Annotated in this window: 19 protein-coding genes and 3 pseudogenes; 11 read left to right on the forward strand and 11 right to left on the reverse strand. The window is 67.6% G+C overall.

The genetic code is table 11. From position 1 onward, the window contains the following. The first annotated feature begins 81 nt into the window (after positions 1 to 81). Together AV541_RS12420 and AV541_RS12425 are read left to right on the forward strand one after the other, a co-directional pair. Positions 82 to 315 (forward strand): redoxin domain-containing protein, encoded by a 234-nt coding sequence (locus AV541_RS12420; RefSeq protein ID WP_238529925.1) that lies wholly within the window; start codon positions 82 to 84, stop codon positions 313 to 315. An 18-nt stretch (positions 316 to 333) separates the two neighbouring features. Continuing rightward, positions 334 to 531: a hypothetical protein gene (locus tag AV541_RS12425; RefSeq protein ID WP_244880480.1), complete on the forward strand. Its 198-nt coding sequence runs from the start codon at positions 334 to 336 to the stop codon at positions 529 to 531. A gap of 45 nt (positions 532 to 576) precedes the next feature. Here AV541_RS12425 and AV541_RS06245 read toward each other — a convergent pair whose 3' ends face one another. From AV541_RS06245 to hslO, 4 genes are all read right to left on the reverse strand, one after another. After that, positions 577 to 825: a TFIIB-type zinc ribbon-containing protein gene (locus AV541_RS06245; protein WP_008630727.1), complete on the reverse strand. Its 249-nt coding sequence runs from the start codon at positions 823 to 825 to the stop codon at positions 577 to 579. Beyond that, positions 826 to 1,506 (reverse strand): zinc metallopeptidase, encoded by a 681-nt coding sequence (locus AV541_RS06250; protein ID WP_060384500.1) that lies wholly within the window; start codon positions 1,504 to 1,506, stop codon positions 826 to 828. 180 nt (positions 1,507 to 1,686) lie between these two features. Beyond that, the gene (locus tag AV541_RS06255) at positions 1,687 to 2,100 is read right to left on the reverse strand and encodes a universal stress protein (RefSeq protein WP_060384501.1); all 414 of its coding nucleotides are present in this window, start codon (positions 2,098 to 2,100) and stop codon (positions 1,687 to 1,689) included. Positions 2,101 to 2,119: 19 nt separating this feature from the next. Beyond that, positions 2,120 to 3,145: an Hsp33 family molecular chaperone HslO gene (gene hslO / locus AV541_RS06260; RefSeq protein ID WP_060384502.1), complete on the reverse strand. Its 1,026-nt coding sequence runs from the start codon at positions 3,143 to 3,145 to the stop codon at positions 2,120 to 2,122. Positions 3,146 to 3,181: 36 nt separating this feature from the next. Here hslO and cysS point away from each other — a divergent pair, with 36 nt between their 5' ends. Next, entirely contained in the window at positions 3,182 to 4,627 is a 1,446-nt protein-coding gene (gene cysS / locus AV541_RS06265; RefSeq protein WP_060384503.1) for a cysteine--tRNA ligase, read from the forward strand. Between the two features lie 55 nt (positions 4,628 to 4,682). On the opposite strand, the gene AV541_RS06270 is transcribed toward cysS, so the two are convergent. From AV541_RS06270 to AV541_RS06290, 5 genes and pseudogenes are all read right to left on the reverse strand, one after another. Further along, positions 4,683 to 6,416 carry an acyl-CoA dehydrogenase family protein gene (locus AV541_RS06270; protein ID WP_060384504.1) on the reverse strand — a complete coding sequence of 578 codons (1,734 nt, stop codon included), beginning with the start codon at positions 6,414 to 6,416 and terminating at the stop codon, positions 4,683 to 4,685. A gap of 11 nt (positions 6,417 to 6,427) precedes the next feature. Continuing rightward, positions 6,428 to 7,621 carry a thiolase family protein gene (locus AV541_RS06275; protein ID WP_060384505.1) on the reverse strand — a complete coding sequence of 398 codons (1,194 nt, stop codon included), beginning with the start codon at positions 7,619 to 7,621 and terminating at the stop codon, positions 6,428 to 6,430. Between the two features lie 10 nt (positions 7,622 to 7,631). Then, positions 7,632 to 9,923 carry a 3-hydroxyacyl-CoA dehydrogenase/enoyl-CoA hydratase family protein gene (locus AV541_RS06280; protein ID WP_060384506.1) on the reverse strand — a complete coding sequence of 764 codons (2,292 nt, stop codon included), beginning with the start codon at positions 9,921 to 9,923 and terminating at the stop codon, positions 7,632 to 7,634. Between the two features lie 102 nt (positions 9,924 to 10,025). Continuing rightward, a pseudogene (gene mfd, locus AV541_RS06285) lies at positions 10,026 to 12,959 on the reverse strand (transcription-repair coupling factor). Positions 12,960 to 12,986: 27 nt separating this feature from the next. Then, positions 12,987 to 13,823 carry a DegV family protein gene (locus AV541_RS06290; protein WP_060384507.1) on the reverse strand — a complete coding sequence of 279 codons (837 nt, stop codon included), beginning with the start codon at positions 13,821 to 13,823 and terminating at the stop codon, positions 12,987 to 12,989. Positions 13,824 to 13,874: 51 nt separating this feature from the next. On the opposite strand from AV541_RS06290, the gene AV541_RS06295 reads away from it, so the two are divergent. From AV541_RS06295 to AV541_RS06310, 4 genes are read left to right on the forward strand one after another with little or no spacing between them, the layout of a single operon-like run. Next, complete coding sequence (locus AV541_RS06295) at positions 13,875 to 14,468, forward strand: pyroglutamyl-peptidase I (RefSeq protein WP_060384508.1); 594 nt, start codon at positions 13,875 to 13,877, stop codon at positions 14,466 to 14,468. Then, complete coding sequence (locus AV541_RS06300; RefSeq protein WP_008630717.1) at positions 14,450 to 15,496, forward strand: glycosyltransferase family 4 protein; 1,047 nt, start codon at positions 14,450 to 14,452, stop codon at positions 15,494 to 15,496. The genes AV541_RS06295 and AV541_RS06300 overlap by 19 nt, the downstream gene beginning before the upstream one ends. Next, positions 15,489 to 16,568, forward strand: coding sequence for a glycosyltransferase family 4 protein (locus AV541_RS11145; protein ID WP_082709653.1), 1,080 nt, complete (start codon positions 15,489 to 15,491; stop codon positions 16,566 to 16,568). Before AV541_RS06300 ends, AV541_RS11145 begins: the two co-directional genes overlap by 8 nt. Beyond that, positions 16,569 to 17,771: a glycosyltransferase family 4 protein gene (locus tag AV541_RS06310; protein ID WP_008630716.1), complete on the forward strand. Its 1,203-nt coding sequence runs from the start codon at positions 16,569 to 16,571 to the stop codon at positions 17,769 to 17,771. Here the strand turns inward: AV541_RS06310 and AV541_RS06315 are convergent. Beyond that, positions 17,719 to 18,402 (reverse strand): glycosyltransferase family 2 protein, encoded by a 684-nt coding sequence (locus AV541_RS06315; RefSeq protein WP_060384510.1) that lies wholly within the window; start codon positions 18,400 to 18,402, stop codon positions 17,719 to 17,721. The genes AV541_RS06310 and AV541_RS06315 overlap by 53 nt on opposite strands. Positions 18,403 to 18,416: 14 nt before the next feature. Between AV541_RS06315 and AV541_RS06320 the strand changes: the two genes are divergently transcribed. Beyond that, positions 18,417 to 19,589 carry an MFS transporter gene (locus AV541_RS06320; protein ID WP_060384511.1) on the forward strand — a complete coding sequence of 391 codons (1,173 nt, stop codon included), beginning with the start codon at positions 18,417 to 18,419 and terminating at the stop codon, positions 19,587 to 19,589. Continuing rightward, positions 19,589 to 20,781, forward strand: a pseudogene (locus AV541_RS06325) (polysaccharide deacetylase family protein). Before AV541_RS06320 ends, AV541_RS06325 begins: the two are co-directional and overlap by 1 nt. Here AV541_RS06325 and mnmC2 read toward each other — a convergent pair. Then, positions 20,678 to 21,330, reverse strand: a pseudogene (gene mnmC2, locus AV541_RS06330) (tRNA (5-methylaminomethyl-2-thiouridine)(34)-methyltransferase MnmC2). The pseudogenes AV541_RS06325 and mnmC2 sit on opposite strands and share 104 nt — an antisense overlap. A gap of 21 nt (positions 21,331 to 21,351) precedes the next feature. Here mnmC2 and AV541_RS06335 point away from each other — a divergent pair. Together AV541_RS06335 and gatC are read left to right on the forward strand one after the other, a co-directional pair. Beyond that, positions 21,352 to 22,095, forward strand: a complete 744-nt coding sequence (locus AV541_RS06335; protein WP_060384512.1) for a DUF554 domain-containing protein — start codon at positions 21,352 to 21,354, stop codon at positions 22,093 to 22,095. A 10-nt stretch (positions 22,096 to 22,105) separates the two neighbouring features. Beyond that, positions 22,106 to 22,375 (forward strand): Asp-tRNA(Asn)/Glu-tRNA(Gln) amidotransferase subunit GatC, encoded by a 270-nt coding sequence (gene gatC / locus AV541_RS06340; protein WP_060384513.1) that lies wholly within the window; start codon positions 22,106 to 22,108, stop codon positions 22,373 to 22,375. Position 22,376 lies beyond the last annotated feature (1 nt).

Below are 22,376 nucleotides of genomic sequence, written 5' to 3' on the forward strand. Positions count from 1 at the left end.
TTATCGCTTGCATTTATTACCCCTATAGGGATCTGCTGGCAATCCCAGCCGAGGAAGTGCCATATGCAAGAGACCTTTTCCATGCCTCGTCTCAACGAGCCTGCCCCCGATTTCGTGGCCAAGACCACCGCGGGGGAACTCCGGCTTTCGGACCTGAAGGGGAAGTGGGTGGTGCTCTTCAGCCACCCCACCGACTTCACCCCGGTGTGCTCCACGGAGTTCCTAGCCTTCGCCAAGCGGCAGAAGGAGTTTGAGGCCCTGGGGGTTCAGCTGGTGGGGCTTTCCATCGACTCCATCCACGCCCACCTGGCCTAGCTCAAGGACCTCGAGGAGATGTCGGGCGTCACCATCAACTTCCCGGTGATCGCCGACTTGGACATGAAGGTCTCCCACCTCTACGGACTGGCAGCCCGGGGAGCCCGCCATCGTCAAGCCCCCGCCACCTTGGCCGAGCTCAAGGCCGACGAGGCCAAAAAGGGCGAGTACACGGAGTACCGCCGCTGGTACCTGCGCCTGAAGAAGGCCGATTAGGAAAGGCTAACCCCCCGGGCAGGCCCGGGGGGTTAGCCTCCAGGTTCAGTCAAAGAGGTCAAAAAGCTCCAGGAAGCCCTTTTTCTTTTTGTAGGGCTTCCCCTCCTTGCGGTAGTAGGTCTCCCGCTCCTCCTCGTAGGCCCGCTCCACCTCCTTGGCCTCGGTGAGGAGCTTTTCCAACTCCCCCCGATCGAGCCAAACCCCACCGCACTGGGGGCAGACGTCTATCTGCACCCCGCGGCGCTCCACCTCCCGCATGCCCACGCCGCACTGAGGGCAAAGGAGCAGGGGCATCTACTCCTCCCTCCGGCCCATGAGGAGGCTGGCGTAGTAGAGGATGGTGGCCAGGGAGCTAGCCAGGGCCGCCACGTAGGTGAGGGCCGCCCAGGTGAGGACCTGACGCGCGGGGCCTATCTCGCCCTGGGAGAGAAAGCCCATCCGCCGCAGGAACTCCAGGGCCCGCCTCGAGGCGTCAAACTCCACGGGCAGGGTGATGAGCTGGAAGAGGGCCACCGCCAGGTAGAGGTAAAGCCCAAGCTTCGCTAGGCCAAAGGCCCCAAGGGCCAGCCCCAGGATCACCAGGATGGGACCCAGGTTGCTCCCCAGGCTAGCGGCCGGCCAGAGGCTGGCCCGCACCCTAAGCCAGGCGTAGCCATGGGCGTCCTGGACCGCATGCCCCACCTCGTGGGCGGCCACCGCCAAAGCGGCAAGGCTAGGCGAGGCGTAGTTGGGCTCGGAAAGCCGCACGGCCTTGGCCTGGGGGTCGTAATGGTCCGTGAGCACCCCAGGCACGGGCTCCACCCGCACATGGGTCAGGCCGTGGGCGTCCAGGATCGCCCGGGCCACCTGGGCCCCCGTAAGCCCCCGGCTGTTGGCCACCCGGCTGTAGCGGGCAAAGGTGGCCTGTAACCCTCCCTGAATGGCCAGGCTGGCCACAAAGACCAACCCCATGAGCACCAGCGCAAGAACGTCCATGGTTCCTCCCTCCTTGCGGGCGGTAGCAAAAGGCCGAGGCCACCTTTCAGGTGGTCTCGCCATGCGCCTTGGGCGCCCCAGCCGACCGGGGAAGGTTCCCGTACTGACGGCCGGCTGGCCCCCGTCTGGGGGCGGCTACTCCCCGGAACCTTTTATAGCAAGAAGCCGCCCCTCCTGCAACTACCGGACGAGGAGCACCGGGCAGGGGGCCTCGGCCACCACCCTTTGGCTCTGGCTTCCCAGGAAGAGGCTCCCCAAGGCCCCAAGCCCCCGGGTGCCCATGACGATGAGGTCGGCCTTCTCCGCCCGGGCTGCCTGGAGGATGGCTTCAGCGGGCGCCCCTTCCAGGAGAAGGGCGTCCTCCTTGGGAACCCCGGTGAGGGCCACCGCCTCGGCCAACACCTTCTCCGCCCGCTCCAGGCGCCGCTTCAGGGCCTCCTCAAAGAAGGGCTCCCCCAGGTAGTCGGGCACGGGCTCGTAGGCGTGGACCACGAGAAGCCTCGCCCCGTGGGCCTTGGCCTCGGCCTTGGCCACCTCCGCCGCCCGCTTGGCGTGGTCCGAGCCGTCGTAGGCGAGAAGAATCGTCCGGAACATGCCCTAAGCTTACCCCAACTTAAGCCTGGGGGCGGGTCTCCGAGGGAAGCTCCACCTTGCGGCCGCAGCGGCAGGTCTCCCCTTCTATGCGGAAAACCGTCCCGTCCGCCCTGGGGTAGAGCCAAAGCGCCCCGCAGTCGGGGCAGCGCACCTCAGCCACCAGCGAGCGGACCTCCTCCGGGCTAAAGCGGTAGACCTCCCCGCACCAGTGGCAGACCACCTCGGCCCCCCCGTCCTTGACGATCATCTCCTCCCGTTCCTCCGGCGTGAAGAAGACCAGGGCCTCCAGGGCCCTTTCCCGGTTGCAGCGGCAGCGGAAGCGGGCGGGGATCTCGTTCTGGAGGTAGCCCAAGGCCCTTAGGTCGGTGCGCGCAAAGCCCAAGCCCGCCAAAAGGACCTCCAAGGCCCCCTCCAGGCCCTTTTCCCGAAGGAGGGGGGTGAGGCCGGGGAGGTCCTTCAGGTTGGCCTCGAGGCGGCCCAAGACCTCCTCCCCCGCCCCCGGCAACACCTGGACGGCCACACCCCCCGCCACCTCCACCTCCCCTTCCCCCTTGACCCGGACGCCCAGGAGCACCGCCGAGGGGATCTGCTCCGACTGCCAAAGGTAGTGGGCGAGGTCCTCGGCGATCTCCCCCGAGACCAGGGGAACGGTGCTGGTGTAGACCTCCCCGTTAGGGAGGCTCCGGTCCACCCGCAAGACCCCGGCCCCCACGAGCTTCCCCACGTTGAGCTTGCCGTCTTCCCGCAAGGGCACTTCCGCCTTGGGGTTTTTCACGTAGCCCCGCACGTTCCCCTGGGGGTCGGCCTCCACCACGATTCCCCCCAAGGGCCCTGCCCCCTCCACGCGAAGGGTGATCCGCTCCTTGGGGGTTTTTAGGAGAAGCTGCGCTAGAAGAAGCGCCCCGGTCATGGCGCGGCCGAGGGCGGCGGTGGCCGTAGGAGAAAGGCCATGGCGGCGCCTCGCCTCCTCCACCACATCCGTGGTCTCGGCGGCCACCACCCGCAAATTCCCTTCCCCGGCCAAGCCCCGAAGGATCCTTCCCATACCCCGCCATTATGCCATGGGCCTATAATCCCCCATATGGGCCTCGTGATCTACGACACCTTGGCGCGGCGCAAGGTGCCCTTTGAGCCGGCGGTCCCCGGCCATGTGGGGATCTACGTCTGCGGCCCCACGGTCTACTCCGACCCCCACCTGGGCCACGCCCGTGGGCCCGTGGTCTACGACGTCCTAAGGCGCTACCTCCTCCACAAGGGGTACAAGGTCCGCTTCGTCTCCAACATCACCGACGTGGGCCACCTCACCGACGACGCCGACGAGGGCGAGGACAAGATCGTGAGGCGGGCCAAGCTGGAACGCCTCGAGCCCATGGAGGTGGCCGACAAGTACATGTGGAGCTACTTTGACGCCATGCAGGCCCTGAACGTCCTCAGGCCCTCCATCACCCCCAGGGCCACGGGCCACATCCCGGAGATGCTGGAACTCACCCAAAGGCTTTTGGAGCGGGGCGTGGCCTACGAACGCAAGGGGAGCGTCTACTTCCGGGTGAGGGCCTTCCCCGAATACGGGAAGCTTTCCGGGAAAAGGCTGGAAGAGCTCAGGGCAGGGGCCCGGGTGGAGGTGCGGGAGGAGAAGGAAGACCCCTTGGACTTCGCCCTCTGGAAGGCGGCCGAGCCGGGGCACATCATGCGCTGGAAGAGCCCCTGGGGGGAGGGGTACCCCGGGTGGCACATTGAGTGCACCGCCATGAGCCTTAAGTACCTGGGAGAGGGCTTTGACCTGCACGCAGGGGGCATAGACCTCCAGTTCCCCCATCACGAGTGCGAGATCGCCCAGGCGGAGGCGGCGGGCTTCCGCTTCGCCCGCCACTGGATGCACCACAACCACGTCCTCCTCCAGGGGGAGAAGATGGCCAAGAGCACGGGGAACCTCGTCCTCCTCCACGACCTCCTCAAGGCCCACGAGCCCATGGCCCTTCGCTTCTACCTCCTCCAGACCCACTACCGGAGCCCCATGGACTTCACCTGGGAAGGTTTAGAGGCCGCCAAGCGGGGCTACGCCCGCCTCCTCCAGGCCTACCGGGAGGTGCGGGGGCGCAAGAAGACCGCACCCCCCGGCACCACCCCCGAGCTGGAGAGGGCCCTGGACGCCCTGGAAAAGGCCTTCATGGAGGCCATAGAGGACGACCTCTCCACCCCCGAGGCCCTGGCCGCCTTCTTCACCTTCCTGCCCGAGCTCCACAAGCTCCTCCCCGAGGCCAAGGGGGAAAGCCTGGCCCGGGCCGAGGCGGTCTTCCATACCCTGGGCGAGGAGATCCTGGGAATCTTCCCGGAAAGGGTCTTGGAGGAAAAGCTTTCCGGGCCCCTCCTCGAGGGCCTCATTGAACTCCTTTTGGAGCTCAGGGAGGAGGCAAGGCGGGCCAAGGACTACGAAAAAAGCGACCGCATCCGGGAAAGGCTAAGGGCCCTCGGGGTTATCGTGGAGGACACCAAGGAAGGCCCCAAGTGGCGGCTGGAGGCGGTTTAGCCTCTCCAAGGGCAAAACCCCCGGGCCGATCCCGGGGGTTTTCCTCACCCAGGGCCTAGCGGGGGATGGGGTAGCCTTGGGCCTCGAGGACCGCCTCCGCCACCTCCCGGCGCAGGGCCACGAGGTCCGCGGGCTCGTGCTTGGTGAGGCGGCGGGCAGCGGAGTAGACCACCCGGGCCTCGTCCCCTTCCACCAGGCGGGGAAGGACGGAAAGGGCCAGGCTTTGGGCCCGGTCCAGGGCCTGGACCAGGTAGATCCGGGTCATGGCCTGGGCCACCCCGCCAAGCCTCCTGGCCCGCAGGAGAGCACTCTCCGCAGCGTAGGCGTCTATGAGGATGTCGGCCACCGCCCCCAGAACTTCCTGTTCCTCTTCCACCTGCTGGCCGTACTTCTGCACGGCAAGGCCCGCCACCATGAGGGCGAGCTTCTTAAGGCCTGCGATCTGGTGAAGCTCCACATCCTCGGGCTCCTCAAAGCTAGGCTCGAGGAGCTCCTTCTGGAGCTTTTGCGCCGCCTGTATGAGGGGAAGCTGGCCCTTCAGAGCCCGGCGGAGGAGCATGCCGGGGATGAGGAGGCGGTTGATCTCGTTGGTGCCCTCAAAAATGCGGTTGATGCGGGCGTCGCGGTAGGCCCGCTCAATGGGGTAGTCCTGGATGTAGCCGTAGCCCCCGTGGATCTGCACCCCCTCGTCCACCACGTAGTCCAGGACCTCAGAGCCCAGCACCTTGATGATGCTGGCCTCCACCGCATACTCCTCAATGCCCGCCATCACCGCCTCGGCGCCCTTCTTCCCTTCTAGAGCCTCGTCAATGAGGCCCACGGTGCGGTAGACGGCGCTCTCGGCGGCGTAGATGCGGCTCGCCATCTCCCCCAGCTTCTGCTGGATGAGGCCGAAGCGGCCGATGGGGCGGCCGAACTGCACCCTCTGGGTGGCGTACTGGGCGGAAAGCTCTAAGGCCCTTTTTGCCCCGCCCACGGCCCCCGCCCCCAGCTTGTAGCGGCCCACGTTGAGGACGTTGAAGGCAATCTTGTGCCCCTTGCCGATCTCCCCGAGGACGTTCTCCACCGGGACCTTCACGTCCTCCAGGATCACCTGCCGGGTGCTGGAGGCCTTGATGCCCATCTTCTTCTCCTCGGGGCCGAAGGAAAGGCCGGGAGTGTCCCGCTCCACCAAAAAGGCGGTGAAGTGCTCCCCGTCCACCTTGGCGAAGACGGTGAAGAGGTGGGCAAAGCCCGCGTTGGAGATGAACTGCTTCACCCCGTTCAGGATGTAGTACTTCCCGTCCTCGGAAAGGGTGGCCCGGGCCTTGGCGGCGAGGGCGTCGGAGCCCGAGCCCGGCTCGGTGAGGCAGTAGGCGGCGATCCACTCCCCGCTGGCCAGCTTAGGCAGGTACTTCCGCTTCTGCTCCTCGGTGCCGAAGTACACAAGGGGCAGGGTGCCGATGGAGGTGTGGGCACCGTAGGTGACGGAGAAGCCCCCGCTTCCGGAAAGCTCCTCGGCCACCACGGTGGAGATCACCTTGGGGAGGTCCAAACCGCCGTACTCCTCAGGGACCTCAATGGCAAGAAGCCCGAGCTCCCCCGCCTTGCGCATCAGGGGCACGTTGAGCTCAAGCTCCCCGTGCTCCATCCGCTCCAGGAGGGGAAGCACCTCCTTCTCCACGAAGGTACGGGTGGTCCGGGCGATCTCCTTGACGCTCTCGTCAAAGTCCTCCGGGGTGTAGACCCTCTCGGGGACCTCCAAAAGCCAGCCGCCGCCTTTTTGCCAGAGCTTTTTTTCCTCGGTCATGATTCTCCTCCTTAAGCCGGGTAGACCTCAAACACGCCCGCAGCGCCCATGCCGCCGCCGATGCACATGGTGACGAGGCCGTACCCCCCACCCCGCCGGGATAGCTCGCTCAAGAGCTGGGCGGTGAGCTTGGCCCCCGTGGCCCCCAGGGGGTGGCCTAAGGCGATGGCCCCGCCGTTGACGTTCGTCTTCTCCTCGGGCATCTCCAGGGTGCGCATCACCGCTAGGACCTGGGCGGCGAAGGCCTCGTTGAACTCAATGAGGTCAATCTGGTCCAAGGTAAGCCCCGCCCGTTCCAAGGCCTTGGGCACCGCCTTCACCGGGCCGATCCCCATGATGTCGGGCTCCACCCCGGCCACGGCAAAGCTCACGAAACGGGCCAGGGGCTTAAGCCCCAAGGCCTCCGCCTTCTCCCGGCTCATGACGACCACCGCCGCCGCCCCGTCGGAGTAGGGGCTGGAGTTGCCCGCGGTCACGGTGCCGTTCTTCTTAAAGGCGGGCCTCAGCTTGGCCAGGGCCTCGAGGCTGGTTTCTGGGCGGACCGTCTCGTCCCGATCAAAGACGACCTCCTCCACCTCCTTCTTGGTCCCGCGGTAAGTAACCTTAGGCACCCGGATGGGGACCACTTCAGGAAAGCGCCCCTCGGCCCAGGCCTGGGCCGCCTTCTGGTGGCTCCTCAAGGCCCACTTGTCCTGGTCTTCCCGGGTTATGCCGAAGCGTTCCGCCACCCTTTCGGCGGTGAAGCCCATGCCGATGTAGGTGGAGTAGGTCTCGGGGCTCCACTCCGTGGGGGTAAGCTCGGGGTGGAGGCGGGTGTGGTAGCCGGACATGGGCACCTGGCTCATCATCTCCACCCCCCCCGCCAAAACCGCGTCCGCCATCCCGGTCATCACCGCCTGGGCGGCCATGGCGATGGTCTGAAGGCCGCTAGAGCAGAAGCGGTTGATGGTGGCCCCCGCCACCTCCACCGGGAAGCCTGCCCGAAGGAGGGCCAGGCGGGCGATGTTCAACCCCTGGGCCGCCTCGGGCATGGCGCACCCCCAGAGGACGTCCTCGAGCTCCTTGGGGTCCAGGCCCACCCGCTCCACCGCGGCCCGCATCACCTGGGCGGAGAGGTCCACGGGGTGCAAGGTGGCCAAGGCCCCGTCCTTCTTGCCCCGGGCCACGGGGCTCCGCACTGCGCTTACGATGACCGCTTCCCGCATCTTCTCCTCCTTAGTTCCTAAGCGGCTTGCCCGTCTTCAAGGTGTAGGCGATGCGCTCCTGGGTCTTCCGGGTGCCGAGGAGCTTCAAGAAGGCCTCGCGCTCCAGGTCCAGAAGGTCCCACTCAGAAACCTCCCGCGCCGGGCCTTCCCCGCCGGAAAGGACATAGGCGATCTCCAGGCCGATGCGCATGTCGTGGTCCGTGATCTCCCCCGCCTCGCGGAAGGCCCAGACGGCGTAGCGCAGGTTGCCCAGGGCTTCGCTCCCCAGGACGCGGATCCTCGGGGGAAGGGGCGGACGGTAGTCCGGGGCCAGCTCCAGCACCCGCCGCTTGGCGTCGGCGATGAGGAAGTCCCGGTTCATGCTGATGCGGTCCCGGTCGCGGAGGAAGCCCATCTTTTTGGCCTCGAGGGCGCTGGTGGAGGTCCTGGCCAAGGCGATCAGGTTGAAGGCCCGCTTCACCGCCTCAAAGGGGTCGGCCTCCTCGTAAGGGGCAAGCTCCTGGGTGAAGCGGAGGAGCATCTCCTTGGTGCCGCCCCCCGCGGGCAGAAGCCCCACTCCCGCTTCCACCAGGCCCATGTAAAGCTCGGCGTGGGCCTGAACCGCGTCGGCGTGCAGGGTGAACTCCGCCCCGCCCCCTAAGGTGAGGCCAAAGGGGGCCACCACAACGGGGAAGGGGCTATAGCGGAGGGACATGGAGGCTTTCTGGAACTGCCGCACGGCCAAGGAGAGCTCGTCCCAGTCCCCCTCCTGGGCCAGGGAGAGGATGAGGGCCAGGTTGGCCCCAGCAGAGAAGGCCCTCGGGTCCTCGTTGCCGATGACGAGGCCCAGATAGCCCTTCTCCTCCACGTACTCCAGGCTCTTCTGGAGCATGCGGATGACCCCTTCCCCGATGGCGTTCATCTTGGTGCGGAACTCCAGGAGGGCCACCCCGTCTCCCAGATCCAGAAGAGCCGCCTCCTTGCTTTCCAAAAGGGTCTTTCCCTCGGACTTGAGGGCCTTTAGGGAGATGACGCCCTCCCGCTTGGTCAAGGGGTGGTAGGCCCCGTCAAATCCCAGGTAGGCGCCGTCCTTGTAGAAGGCCCCCTGGGCCTTCCTAAGGAGCCCGGGAACCTCCAAGCCGTGCTCGGCGAAAAGGGCCTCCACCCGGGAAAGCCCCACGGCGTCCATGTTCTTGAAGGGGCCTTCCTCCCAAGCGAAGCCCCACTCCAGGGCCTGGTCCACGGAGACGAGGTCGTAGGCGATCTCGGGAGCCTTCTCCAGGGTGTAGTGGGCGGTCTTGGCGAAAAGCTCCCGGAGGAAGGCCCCGTACTTGCCGGGAAGGTCCAAGGCCTTGGCAAGGCGCTCCCTCAGGGGAAGGTCCCGGAGGGCGCGAAGCTCGGGAAGTTCAAGCTTGGTCCGGGGGACGTAATCCAGGGTCCGGTAGTCCAGGGTGTAGATCTCCCCGTTCACCCGCTTGTAGAACCCGGCCCCCGCCTTCTCCCCTAGGCGGCCCTCCTCCACGAGCCGGTGGACCCACTCGGGCAGGGCGAAGTCCTCCCCGGTGGCCTGGGCGAGCTCCTCGGTCACGAGCTTGAGCACGTCCAGGCCCGTGAGGTCGGCGGTGCGGAAGGTGGCGGAGTTGGGGCGGCCGAGGAGGGGCCCGGTGAGGGCGTCCACCTCGTCAATGGTGAGGCCGTGCTTCTCCATGAGGCGCACGGCCTGCACCATCCCGTAGACCCCGAGGCGGTTGGCGATGAAGCCGGGGGAGTCCTTGGCGAGGACGGTCCCCTTGCCCAAGATGCGCTCCCCGAAGCGGCGGATTTCCTCCAGGACCTTGGGGTCGGTCTCCGGGGTGGGGATGAGCTCCAGGAGGTGGAGGTAGCGGGGGGGGTTGAAGAAGTGGGTGCCCAGGAAGCGGCGGCGGAAGCCCTCGGAGCGCCCCTCCAGAAGCACCCTCATGGGGATGCCGCTCGTGTTGGAGCTAATGATGGCGGTGGGCTTCAGGAGGCCTTCCAGGCGGGCATAGAGGGCCTGCTTGGGCTCGGGCTTCTCAATGATGGCCTCCACCACCCAGTCGCAGTCCTTGAGCTTCTCCAGGTCGTCCTCGGTGTTGCCGATCTCAATGTACCGGGCCCGCTCGGGGTCCATGAAGGCCGCGGGCTTGGCCTTTAGCGCCCGCTCCAGGCCCCGCTTGGCGTACTCGTTGCGGTCCTCCTTCCCGGGGATGTCCAGGAGGACCACCGGGACCCCGGCGCTCGCCACCAGGGCGGCGATCCCGCTTCCCATGGTCCCCGCGCCCACCACGCCTACCTTCTTGATCATGGCCACCTCCTTATACTGAGTCAAAGTTTAACCCTCCGCTCCCCGCCTGTCAAAGGGCGGCGCCACCCTGGGCCGCTTCCAGCCCAAACCGGGCCTCGGCGGCTAGCGGTCGGCGAAGAGGTAAAGGGCTTCCATCAGGGCCTCGGGGTAGTCCCGGGGCCTCAGGCCCTTCTTCTCCAGGCGGAACCCGGGCGGGTACTGCGTAAGTTCTACCCGGTAGGGAAGCCCTTTGAGGCCGCGGGCGTCGTAGTCCAAGGGGTAGCGGGGGAAGACCACCTCCAGGTGGGTGAGGCCTTCCGTAATGGACACCACCCCCTTCCTCTCCGCCACCAGGCGGAGCCGGGCGAGGGCCACGAAGTTCTCTGCCTCCTCAGGGAGAGGCCCGTAGCGCGCTTTGAGCTCCCGCACCAGGCGGGAAAGCTCGGCGAGGCTTTTCGCCTCGGCAAAACGGCTGTAGTAGCGGCTTCGGGCCTCGAGGCTCGGCACGTACTCCGCGGGCAGCCGGGCGGAAACGGAAAGGTCCAGGGTCACGTGGGGCCTCTCCTCCCGCACCTCCCCCTTGAGCTTACGGATGGCCTCTTCCAGAAGCTCGGTGTAGACCTCGAGGGAAAGCGCCCGGATGTGCCCGTGCTGCTCCGGCCCCAAAAGGTTCCCCACGCCCCGGATCTCCATGTCCCTTTCGGCCAGGAGGTGGCCCGAGCCCAGATCGGAGAGGTCGGCGATGGCGGCGAGGCGCTTCTCCGCGGCCTCGGTGAGGCGAGGCGGGTGGAAGAGGTAGGCGTAGGCCTCCTCCTCCCTCCGCCCCACCCGGCCCCGGAGCTGGTACAAGGTGGCGAGGCCCAGGCGGTCCGCCCGCTCAATGAGGATGGTGTTCGCCTCGGGCACGTCCAGGCCCGCCTCAATGATGGTGGTGGCGAGGAGGACGTCGTACGCCCCTTCGGCGAAGAGGAGCATGGTCTCCTCAATGAGGCTTTCGGGCATCTGGCCGTGGACCACCCCGATGCGGGCCTCGGGGACGAGGCTTTCCAGAAAGCGCCGCCTGGCCTCTATGGAGGCCACCCGGTCGTGGACGTAGAAGACCTTGCCCCCACGCTCCAGCTCAAAGAGGATGGCTTCCCGCACCAAGAGGGGGTCAAAGGGAGCGAGGAAGGTCTTGATGGGCTTGCGCCCCGGGGGCGGGGTCTGGATGCTGGAAAGGTCTTTGAGGCCCACCAGGGCGGAGTAGAGGGTGCGGGGGATGGGGGTGGCGGAGAGGTAGAGGGTGTCCACCTCCGCTTTAAGCTCCCGGATCCTCTCCTTTTGGGCCACGCCGAAGCGGTGCTCCTCGTCCACGATGAGGAGGCCGAGGTCTCTGAAGCGCACGTCCTCCTGGAGGAGGCGGTGGGTGCCGATGACGATGTCCACCGTGCCCTCGGCGAGGCCTTTTAGGATGGCCTCCTCCTCCTTAGGCGGGGTGAAGCGGGAGAGGACCGCCACCCTCACGGGAAGCCCCTGGAAGCGCTCCCTAAAGGTCTTCCCGTGCTGCTCGGCGAGGAGGGTGGTGGGCACGAGAAAGGCCACCTGGGCCCCGTGCCCCACCACCCGGTGGGCGGCCCTCAGGGCCACCTCCGTCTTGCCGAAGCCCACGTCCCCCGAGACCAGGCGGTCCATGGGGTGGGGGCTTTCCAGGTCGCGGAGGACCTCCTCCAGGGCCCGCTTCTGGTCGGGGGTGAGCTCGTAGGGGAACCCCTTCTCCACCAGAGGGTCCCACTCGGGCAAGGGGGGAAAGGCCCGGCCCGGGGTGGCCTTGCGCTTGGCCTGGAGGACGAGGAGGCGCCCGGCGAGCTCCTCCACGTCCTTCCTGGCCTTCTCCTTGGCCCGCTGCCACTCGTTCTTGCCCAGGGAGGAAAGCTCCGGGGGGTCGTCGGTGGTCCCGGGGTGGCGCTTGAGGAGGGGAAGCTGCTCCACGGGGAGGTAGAGCTTCCCTTCCCCCTTGTAGCGCAGGATCAGGTAGTCCCGCTTGACCCCCAGGACCTCCCGGGTCTCCAGGCCCAGGTACTGCCCGACGCCGTGCTCCGGGTGGATGAGGTAGTCCCCTGGGGAAAGGGCCCCGGGGTCGCTGAGCCCCTCCCCTACCCGGACCCGGGCCCGCACCCCCCGGTGGCGAAGACCAGGGCCTCAGTAAGGAGGACCCACTCCCCCCACTCCGCCCCGCCCTCAAAGTCCCCAAAGAGGAGGGCAAGCCGCCCCTTGGGGCCGGGAAAACGGTCCAGGATGAGGGGCGAGAAGGCCTGGAGGCGCCTTTTGAGGTACTCCAGGGTGCGCCCGTGGCCCACGAAGAGGTGGACCCGCCGCCCCTCCGCCAACCAGCGGGCCAGGTCCTTTTCCAAGGCCTTGAGGCTCCCCCGGTAGGGGGGAGGGGCCTCACGCCAAGCTCCCAGGGAGGAAGGTCTACCCCACCCCCAGGGCCACCACCGGCCGCCCGGCCAGAAGGGGGAAAAGCTCCTTGGGGGCCAGGGCCGGGGTGTCCAGGTAGACGGGGCCGGGAAAATGGCGGAGTTTCCTGGAGGTGAACCCCTCCGCCTTGCCCGGCTTGGGCAGGAGGACGTGGCGCCTTCGGGGTTCGCCTTCCCAAAGGAGCCGCTCCAGCTCCTCCCCAAAGAACTCCAGGCGCAAGGGCCCAAGCTCCAAAACCTCCCCCAGGACCCGGTAGTCCTCGTCCCGGGCGTAGCCCAGCTTGAGGAGGCGGGAAAGAAGGGCCTCCCGGGGGTAGGCGCGGCCCACCTCCAGAAGAAGCCGCCAGGCAGAGGGGTCCTCGGGGAAGGGAGCCAGGGCTTCCTCGTAGGAGAAGACGAAGAGGGCCTTCTCCTCTAGGGCCTCGAGGCCGGGGTTCACGTAGACCCGCGCCCCGAAGGCGGAAAGGTCCCGGTAGCGCCGAAGCCGCGCCTCGGGAGCGAGGAGGAGGGCCGGGGGGACCTCCTGGGAGAAAAGCAGGGCCGCCCCCACCTGCGGAAGGGCCAGGCGGTGGCCGTAGATCCTCTCTAGCGCGATTTCCATGCCGCCACGGCCCCGAAGGGCCAAGGACTATTCTAGCGCGTAGGCGTGGACCGCGAGCGCCCCCAGGCCCACGTTGGCGGCGATGGTGGCCCCGGAGCGGGTGACCCTGCCCCGCTCCAGGCGCAAGGCGCTTTCCAGGCTCCGCTTGAGGCCCTCGAGCCACTCGGGCTTGGCGTCGGAGTGGGCGATGGCGACGCGGACGGTCCTCCCTCCTAGCTCCTCCGCCACCAGCCGGGCCAGGGCCTCGGGGACGCTCCCCTCCCGGGCCACCCGGAGGAAGCGGATGTGGCCCCGCTCTATGCGGAGGATGGGCCTAAGGCCCAGGAGGTTCCCCACCACCTCCCCGAGGCGGGGCAGGCGGCCGTTTCGGGCCAGGTGGGAAAGGTCGGCCACGCTGAAATAGAGGCTGGAGCGCTTGAGCCTTTCCAGCTCCTGCACCACGTCCTCCTCGTCGGCGCCGTCCCGGAGCATCTCCGCCGCCCGGAGCACCATCGCCCCAAGCCCCGCGGAGACCATCGCCGAGTCCACCACCCGGATCCGGTTCGGGGCCACCCTGAGAGCCGCCTCCCGCGCCCGGGCCACCGTCTGGGAAAGCTCCCCGGAGACGTGGACGGAAAGGAGGCGGTCGTAGACCTGGAGGTAGCGCTCGTACACCTTCACGAAGTCCTCCACCTCCGGGGGCTCAGTCACGGGCTCGGCCCCGGCCCGCATGGCCTGGTAGAGGGCGTCCGGGGTGAGTTCCTGCCAGTCCTTATACCGCTTCTCCCCCAGGCGAACGTAAATGGGCACGAGGCCAATGGCCTCCTCCTGGAGCACCTTGGGGGAAAGGTCCGCGGCGGTGTCGGTTACAAGGCCAAGCTCCACGCCCCCTATGGTATACCGCGTCCAAGCCCCGGCTATAATGCTCCCTGGCCCATGATCCTCGTCACCGGCTTTGAACCCTTTGGCCGCCTGGAACACAACCCTTCCCAGGCCCTCCTTGACCTCCTCCCCTCCGAGGTGGGCGGAAGACTCCTGAGGAAAGCCGTCCTCCCCGTGGACGCCGAGGCCCTGGTGGAGGTCCTGGAGAGCCTCCACCGGGAGGGACCCAAGGCCGTTCTCCACCTGGGTCTCGCGGAGGACCGGCCCGTCCTCACCCTGGAAAGGCTTGCGGTGAACCTTTTGGACTTCTCCCGCCCCGACAACCGGGGCCGGGTCCTCGAGGACCTCCCCATTGTCCCTGGAGGCCCCCTGGCCCTTCCCGCTCGCTTCCCGGTGAAAACCGTCCTCGCCCGCTGGCGCAAGGCGGGCATCCCCGGAAGGGCAAGCCTCTCCGCGGGGAGCTATCTTTGCAACCAAGCCTTCTATCTTTCCCTCTACCACTTGCCGGAAGAAGTTCCCGTGGGCTTCCTCCACCTCCCCCCGGACGAGACCCTGGCCCTGGAGCGGGGCGGGGCCTACATGCCCCTTAGGGAACAGGCCCGGGCGGTGGCCCTCCTCTTGGAAACGCTGTGCGGGTCCTCTTCCTGACGGACGCCCAGACCATCGGGGGAAGCGAGGTCTACCTCAAGGAGATGCTCCCCCGGCTCAAGGCCCTGGGGCTTGCCCCGGAGGCCGCCCTGCCCGAGGCCCCGGGAAACCTCCCCGTCCGCCGGGCCCTGGAGGAAGCGGGGGTCCCGGTCCACGCCTATACCCGCCCTCAGGCCCTGCCCCAGGGCTTTGACCTGGTGGTGGCCTCGGCCTGGTACCCCCAAAGCTACAAGGCTTTCTTCAGCCGCTACCCGGGCCTCATCCCCTTGGTCCACGACCAGATAGAGATCTTTTATCCCCTAGGGGGGCGGTACCTCTACCGCCTGGGTTACCGCCTCCTCCAGGCCCCTAATCTCCGAAGGGCCAAGGCGGTGCTCACCGTTTCCCGCTGGGCCGCCCGCTGGCTTCGGGAGGTGCACGGGGTGGCCAGGGTCTTGGCCGTGCCCAACGGGGTGGACACCCAGCGCTTCCGCCCCCCCACCCCCGAGGAGAAGGCCGCCCTCCGGGAGGCGTACGGCCTGAGCCGCTTCGCCGCTTTGGTGCCCGCCCGGATGAGCCCGGAGAAGAACCACCTGGCGGTGCTCCTCACAGCGAGGCTCCTCCCTCAGGTAGACTTTCTCCTCGTGGGCACGGGGGAGCTTTTAGGCATCTGGCAGAAGACCGCGCGGCTTCTTGGCCTGAAAAACGTGCGCTTCCTGGGCCGGAGGGAGGACATGCCGGGGCTTTACCGGGCCGCCGACGCCATGCTCCTCCCCACCCTGGGGGAAAACCAGTCCCTGGCCACCCTCGAGGCCATGGCCTCCGGCCTTCCCGTCATCACCACCCCCATCCCCGCCCAGGCCGAGCTCATCCAAGACGGCCTCACCGGGAGGCTCGTCCCCCCCTGGCCTCCTAGGCTCGCCCAGGCCCTCAAGGAGGCTACCCCGGAGCTGGGCCTTCGGGCGCGGGCCTTTGTGGAAGCAACTCACACCCTGGATCAGGCCGCCCTGCGGCTCATGGTCGCCTTAAGGGAGGTGGCCGGTGCTTGAAGTAGCCTTCCTCACCGACGCCCCCCGCGTGGCCGGCAGCGAGATCTGGCTTTTAGAAGTACTGCCTCTTCTTCCCCGCCTCGGCATCCACCCCACAGTCTTCCTGCCCAAGTCCCCTGCCCTCCGGGGCTTAGCCCTACGCTTTGAGCAGGCCGGCATACCGGTCGTTCAGTATCCTAGCTTGGCCAAAGTCCTTGGCGATCTCAAAAATTTTCATGCCCGCGTCCTCCAAGCCTGGTTCCCCAACACCTATAACCTCTTGAGGCATCTTCCTGAACCTCGTCTGGTCTACATCCACGACCAACTGGAGTACCACTATCCTCTTGGGCTTGACCGCCTCTATCGCGCCATCTACCGCTATACCAAGGCCCACCGGATCCGCCTCGCTAGCCGGATCCTGGTAGGAACCTACTGGGCCGCCGATTACCTATCGCGTCACTTTGGTCTCAATGCCCACACGGTACCTAGTGGGGTCAACCCTGAACGTTTCCGGCCCCCAACCCCCACCGAGCGAAAGGGCCTTAGGGCCAGGTTCGGTTTTCACCGCTTTACCGTTTTGACTCCAGCCCGTTTCACCCTAGAAAAGAACCACCTCGTGATCCTGCAAACCGCCAAGCGCCTACCTGATGTGGACTTCGTACTGGCCGGTGATGGCGAACTGGCACGGCTTATCAAGACTTTAGCAATCCTTTGGAAATTGAACAATGTGCGCTTCTTTGGAAACCGATGGGATATAGCCGAAGTTTACCGAGCCAGTGACGCCGTTCTTTTCCCTACCCTTGCCGACAACCCTGGGCTGGTCATCCTAGAGGGCATGAGCACAGGGCTTCCCGTCATAACCAGTCCCTTTCCTCCCCAAGCGGAGGTCATCTCCCCGCTCGAGGGGCGCCTTGTGCCCCCCACACCCTCCACCTTGGCCGAGGCCATCCGTTGGCTCATGGACCACCCAAGCGAAGCCCAAGCCATGGGCAAGCGTGGCCGGGAAAGAGTGGTAACCCAACGGACCACCCTTCATACCGCCCAAGCCTTAGCGGCATGCCTGTACGAAACCACGGGTGTACAATCCCCCTAGATGCGCCTCTACCGCGTAGGCCTTTTTACCGACGTCTACTTCCCCAACCCCAACGGGGTGACGACGAGCGTCTACCTCCTCCTAAGGGAACTCCGGCGCATGGGGCACGAGGCCTGGGTCATCGCCCCGGCCCACCCCGAGGCCCCGGAGGGGGAGGAGGGGGTGGTGCGGGTGCCCTCCATCCCCTACCCCTTCTATGAAGGCCAGCAGATCGCCCTCCCCTCGGCCCGCCACCTTCCCACGGAGTTTGAGCTCATCCACACCCACACCCCCCTCACCCTCGGGGTCTGGGGCCTGAGGATCGCCCGCAACAAAAACCTTCCCCACGTCTCCACCTTCCACACCCACTACGAGAAGTACGCCCACTACGTGCCGGGGCTCGCTTTTTTGGACAAGTACACGGGCATCGTGCCCCGCCTCGCCAAGGCCTTTTACAACCGGGTGGAGGTGGTCATCGCCCCCACCGAGCCCGTGAAGCGCCTGGCGGAAAGCTACGGCATAGAGCGCCCCATCCGGGTCATCCCCACCGGCATAGACAACCGCCTCCTGGAAGAAGCCCCCCTCCCCTCCCCCTCCCCCTGGCCCGAGGGGAAAAGGCGCCTCATCACCGTGGGGCGGCTTGGGAAGGAGAAGAGCTTTGACGTGGTCCTCAAAGCGGTGGCGGAGCTCGCCAAGGAAGAGGACGTTTTCTTAGTGCACATCGGCGAAGGCCTGGAGCTTCCCCACCTCAAGGCCCTCGCTAAGGAGCTCGGGATCGCCGACCGGGTCCTTTTTCTGGGCCCCGTGCCCTACAGAAGGATCGGGGGGTACTACCGCCTGGCCGAGCTCTTCCTCTTCGCCAGCGAGACGGAAACCCAGGGCCTGGTCGTCTGGGAGGCCCAGGCCATGGGGGTTCCGGTGGTGGCGGTGGGGGCGGAAGGGGTTCTGGAAGGGGTGGAGGACGGGAAGACGGGCTTTCTGGTGCCGCCGGGGGACTTCCGCGCCCTGGCGGCCAAGGCCCTGGAGCTCCTCAAAGACGAGGAGCGGCGCAGGCGCTTCAGCCTGCAGGCCCGGGCCTGGGCCCTGGAGCGCTCGGCGGAGCGCATCGCCGAAGAGATCGTGGCCGTCTACGACGAGGCGAGCGAGATCCTGCGGGTGGAGCCGAGAAGACTCATCTTTCCCTTTCCCCGGCTTCCCCGAAGTAGCCTCGAGGATCACCCATGAGGTTCCGGGCCTGGCGAAGGAGGAAGGGAATCCACCCCCCCTTAAGCCTGCGGGCCGAGGTGAGGACCAAAGCCTCGGGCACATAGCGCACGGGACCCAAGCGGGCAAGCCGGTAGCCCAAAAGCACGTCCTCCCGGGCCTCCACCTCGGGGAAGCCCCCCACCTTCAGGGCCGCCTCCTTCAGGACCATCATGTTGGCCCCGGCGAGGTTGGGCCGCCCCAGGAGGGCCATGAGGTTGAGGAAGGCCCGGTAGCCCCACTCGGAGAGGGCGGCCTCCAGGGGGGAGACCCCATAGAAGCGCAAGGGGCCGTAGACAGCCACCGCCCCCGGGGCCTTATGGGCGAGCTTTTCCAGCCAGCGGGACGTGGGCAGGGAGTCGGCGTCGGTCATGGCCACCCACTCTCCCCGCGCCGCCAAAAGCCCCGCCTGGCGGGCGTAGGCCACCCCCCTCCTGCCGCAGAAGACCACCCGCGCCCCCAGGGCCTCCGCCACCTCCCGGGTCCGGTCGGTGGAGGCGTTGTCCACCACGATGACCTCAAAGGGCGGAAGGGTCTGGGCGAAGACCGCCTCCAGGGCAGCGGGCAGGTAGGCCTCCTCGTTCCGGGCGGGAATCACCACGCTGACGCGCACGGGTATACTCTAGCGTGTTTCGCTTTCTCCCGTGGCAGCGGGAAGGGCTTTCCGCCTTTCTCCGCCTCGTCCTCGTGGTGGGCCTCCTGGAGGGGGTGCGGAGCGGCTACTTCGCCGGGTTGCTCCCCTTTTACGCCCCGGAGCACCTGGGGCTGGGGCCCGCCGCCTTCACCCTGGCCTTCACCCTGCACCAGCTTGCGGAAAACCTCTTTAAGACCGCCGGGGGCCTCCTGGCGGAGCGGCTCGGCTACGGCCTCACGGTGACCGTGGCCACCGCCACGGGCCTCCTCGCCCTCCTCCTCACCCCAAGGGCGGACGCGGCCTGGATCCTATGGGCCCTCGGGGCCCTATGGGGCCTCACCTTCTCCTCCCTCTACCCCGGCCTCATGACCCTGGCGAGCCGCATCGCCCGCCCCGGGATGGACGCCCGGGCCCTGGCCTTTACCCTGAGCCTGGTGATGCCCTGGGTGGGGCTCGGCCTCGTGGGGGTGGGCCAGGTGGCCCAAAGGCACCCCCTCCAGGCCCTCCACCTCCTCCTCGCCGCCCAGGGGCTCGCCCTCCTCGTGGCCTTAAGCCTGGTGCGCTTCCGCATCCCCGTCCCGCCCCCCTCCAGGGAGCGCTACCCCCTTTACCGCCTCCTCCTCTTCGTGCCCGCAGCCTTCGGCCAGACCTTCGCCCCGGGGCTCGTCTCCCTCTTCCTCCTGCGCTTCGCCAAGGAGGAGCTCGGCCTCGAGCCCCTGGCCCTGGGGGGCCTCCTCGTCCTGGGGGGCGGGGCGGCCTTCCTCCTCCTCCCCTTCACAGGCCGCCTGGTGGACCGGAGGGGCTACCAGGCGGCCCTCGTCCTCGGGCTTTTCCTCCTCGCCCTGGTCATGGCCCGGCTCGGCACCGGACCCCACCCCTACGAGCTTCCCGCCGCCGCCCTCCTCGGGGGCCTCGGGTTCAGCCTCTTCCTCCCCGGGTGGAATGGGCTTCTCGCCAAAAACCTGCCCCAGGAGAACCGGGCCGCCATCTGGGGTAGCCTCATGACCGTGGAGGGGCTCGGCCTCGCCCTGGGCCCGGTGACGGGGGGGCTCTTGTGGGAGGCCTTTGGCCTCCGGGCGCCTTTCCTCGCGGGCTCGGGCATCTTCCTGGCCCTTAGCCTTTTCTACCTTCTCCTCTTCCGCGCGCGCGGGCTTTGGAGGCGATGATGGCGGAGCTTTTCGGCGCCGTTCTCCTCCTCTTTGGCCTCTCCGACCTCCTCTTCCGCTTCCTGGGCTTAGGGGCCTACGCCCACGGAAGCCGGCGGGAGCCCAAGGTGGCCCTCACCTTTGACGACGGCCCCTCGGAAAGGACGGAGGCCCTCCTCGCCCTCCTCCGCCGGCACGGGGTCAAGGCCACCTTTTTCCTCACCGGGGAAAAGGCCAAGAGAAGGCCGGACCTGGTGGAGGCCATAAGGCGGGAAGGCCACCAGGTGGAGGACCACGGGGAGGGGCACCGCCCCCTTTGGCTTTTCCTCCCCTGGGTGGAGTGGCGGCACATGGCGCAAAACCCCGGGCGCTACTACCGCCCGCCCCACGGCCTCCACACCCCCTTCACCCGCCTCTTCGCCCGGCTTTTGGGGAAGCGGGTCGTCCTTTGGGACCTGGAAAGCAAGGACTGGCTGAACCTCCCCCCCGAGGAGCTCGCCGAACGGCTTCTCTTCTACCTGCGCCCCGGGTCCATCGTCCTTCTCCACGACGGCCCGGAGCGCACCCTGAGGCTTTTGGAGCGGGCCCTGCCGGAGATGCTCCGCCTGGGGTACCGGCCCACCACCCTGGACGACCTCGCCCCTTTGCCCCTCACCCCGAGGCTCGCCCTCATCCGGGGCCTCCAGGGGTTTGAGGAGCGCTACAACGCCAAGCACCGGGTGGTCCGGGCGGGGCTTGGCCCCTTTGACCTTTTCCGGATAGAGAAGAAGCCCTTCCCCGGCCCCGCCCTTCCCGGGCTTCCCCCGGGCGTCCCCGCCTTTGAGCTCCACCTGGAGAGCCAGAGGCTTATGGAACTCACCCCCTTTGAGGCGGTCCGCCTCCTGCGGCGAAGCCTCGGGAAGGTGGCGGAGAGGGTGGCCGAAGACCCCGAGGTGCGCCTCGTCTACGGGTACACCTACCTGGCGGACGGGGGGAGGATCCTGGGCCTAAAGACCCAAGACCTCCCCTTCTGGCCGAGGCTCGTGGCGGGGCTCGCCAGCGCCTGGTTCCTCTGGCTCTACCGGGGGAGCTCCCCAAGCGGAAAAGGCCCCCGGCCCGGATGGCCTACCTCAGCCGGGAGGAGCTTCTCGCGCGATACCCACCGTCCACTCCCGCTTCCCCACCCCCGGAACCCGGTGCACGGCGAACCCCGCCTCCCGAAGGGCCCGCCTGAAGGCCCCCTGGGCGGAGTAGGTGGCGAGCCTCCCGCCCCGCTTCAGGCTCTTCCGGAGCTTGAGGAGGACGGGGAGGGACCAGGCCTCGGGGTTGGCCTTTGGGCTGAAGGGGTCCAGGTAGACCGCCGTGGCCCAGCGGGGGGCAGGACCGCCTCCCGCACGTCCAGGAAGAGGAGCCGAAGCTCCCCCCAGGGCCCGAGGAAGCGGGGGGTGGGCCAGGCCCTAAGGAGGGCGGCGAAGACCGCTTCCGCCCGGGGCAAGGGGAGAAGGATCTGCGCCAGGACCTCCCTGGGCAAGGGCTCCCGCTCCACCGCCAGGTAGAAAAGCCGCACCCCCCTTTGGAGGGCGCTTTCCAGGGCCACCCGGAAGTTCACCCCTAGCCCGAAGCCCACCTCCAGCACCCTGGGGGCGGGGTGGAGGTGGGTGAGGGTCTTCTCCAGGTAGAGCCTTCGGGCCTGGAGGAGGGCTCCCTGCCTGGGGTGGTAGGCCTCCCCGTACCCCGGGTGGAAGAGGGTGAGGGTGCCGTCTTGGGTGAGGCGAAGCTCCATCCTTTGGCTAGAATAGCCGCCATGGAGCTCACCCTTCTGGAGAAGCTTTCGGGAACCCTGGCGAACGCCGCCACCGTGGCCCTGGGCACGGGGCTCGGCCTCGTCCTAAGGGGAAAGCTTCCCGAGCGGATGGCCCGGATCATGGTGCAAGGGGTGGGGCTCACCACCCTCTTCATCGGGCTCTCCATGGCCCAGGCCCTGGGGAGGGCGAAGGGCGGGGCGGTGGACGGGGTGGTCCTGGGGCTCGTCGCCTTGGTCCTGGGGGGGCTTCTCGGGGAGTGGGCCCGGCTGGAGGAAGGCCTCGAGGGCCTCGGGGAGAGGATCAAACAGGCGGTGCAGGGCGGGGGAAGCTTCACCGAGGGCTTCGTGGCGGCAAGCCTCCTTTTCTGCGTGGGGCCCATGACCCTCCTCGGGGCCATCCAAAACGGCCTCGTGGGCGACCCGAGCCTCCTCCTCCTCAAAGCCACCCTGGACGGCCTCTCCGCCATCGCCCTCACCAGCTCCTTCGGCGTGGGGGTGGGCTTCAGCGTTCTGGTTATCCTTCTCTACCAGGGGGGTGTGGCCCTCCTGGCAGGCACCTTGAGCCAAGCCCTTCCCGACCCCGCGCAAGACCCCAGGGTCCTCCTCGTGACCGGGGTGGGCGGGCTCATGATCCTGGGCATCGGCATCAACCTCTTAGGCCTCACCCGGGTGCGGGTGGCCTCCTTCCTCCCCGCCCTGCTCCTCGCCCCCTTGGTCTGGGCCCTCGCGGACTGGCTCGGCTAAAATGCCCGGTATGGAGCTGTCCCCCGAGCTTCTCCGCAAGCTGGAAACCCTCGCCAAAATCCGCCTCTCCCCCGAGGAAGAGGCCCTGCTTTTGCAGGACCTCAAGCGGATCCTGGACTTCGTGGACGCCCTTCCCCGGGTGGAGGAAGGGGAAGCGGAGGAGGCCTGGGGCCGCCTGAGGGAGGACGAGCCCAGACCCTCCCTGCCCCAGGCCGAGGCCCTGGCCCTGGCCCCCGAGGCGGAGGACGGCTTCTTCCGCGTGCCCCCCGTTCTGGAGTAGC

This window comes from Thermus parvatiensis (assembly GCF_001535545.1).
Classification (GTDB): domain Bacteria; phylum Deinococcota; class Deinococci; order Deinococcales; family Thermaceae; genus Thermus; species Thermus parvatiensis.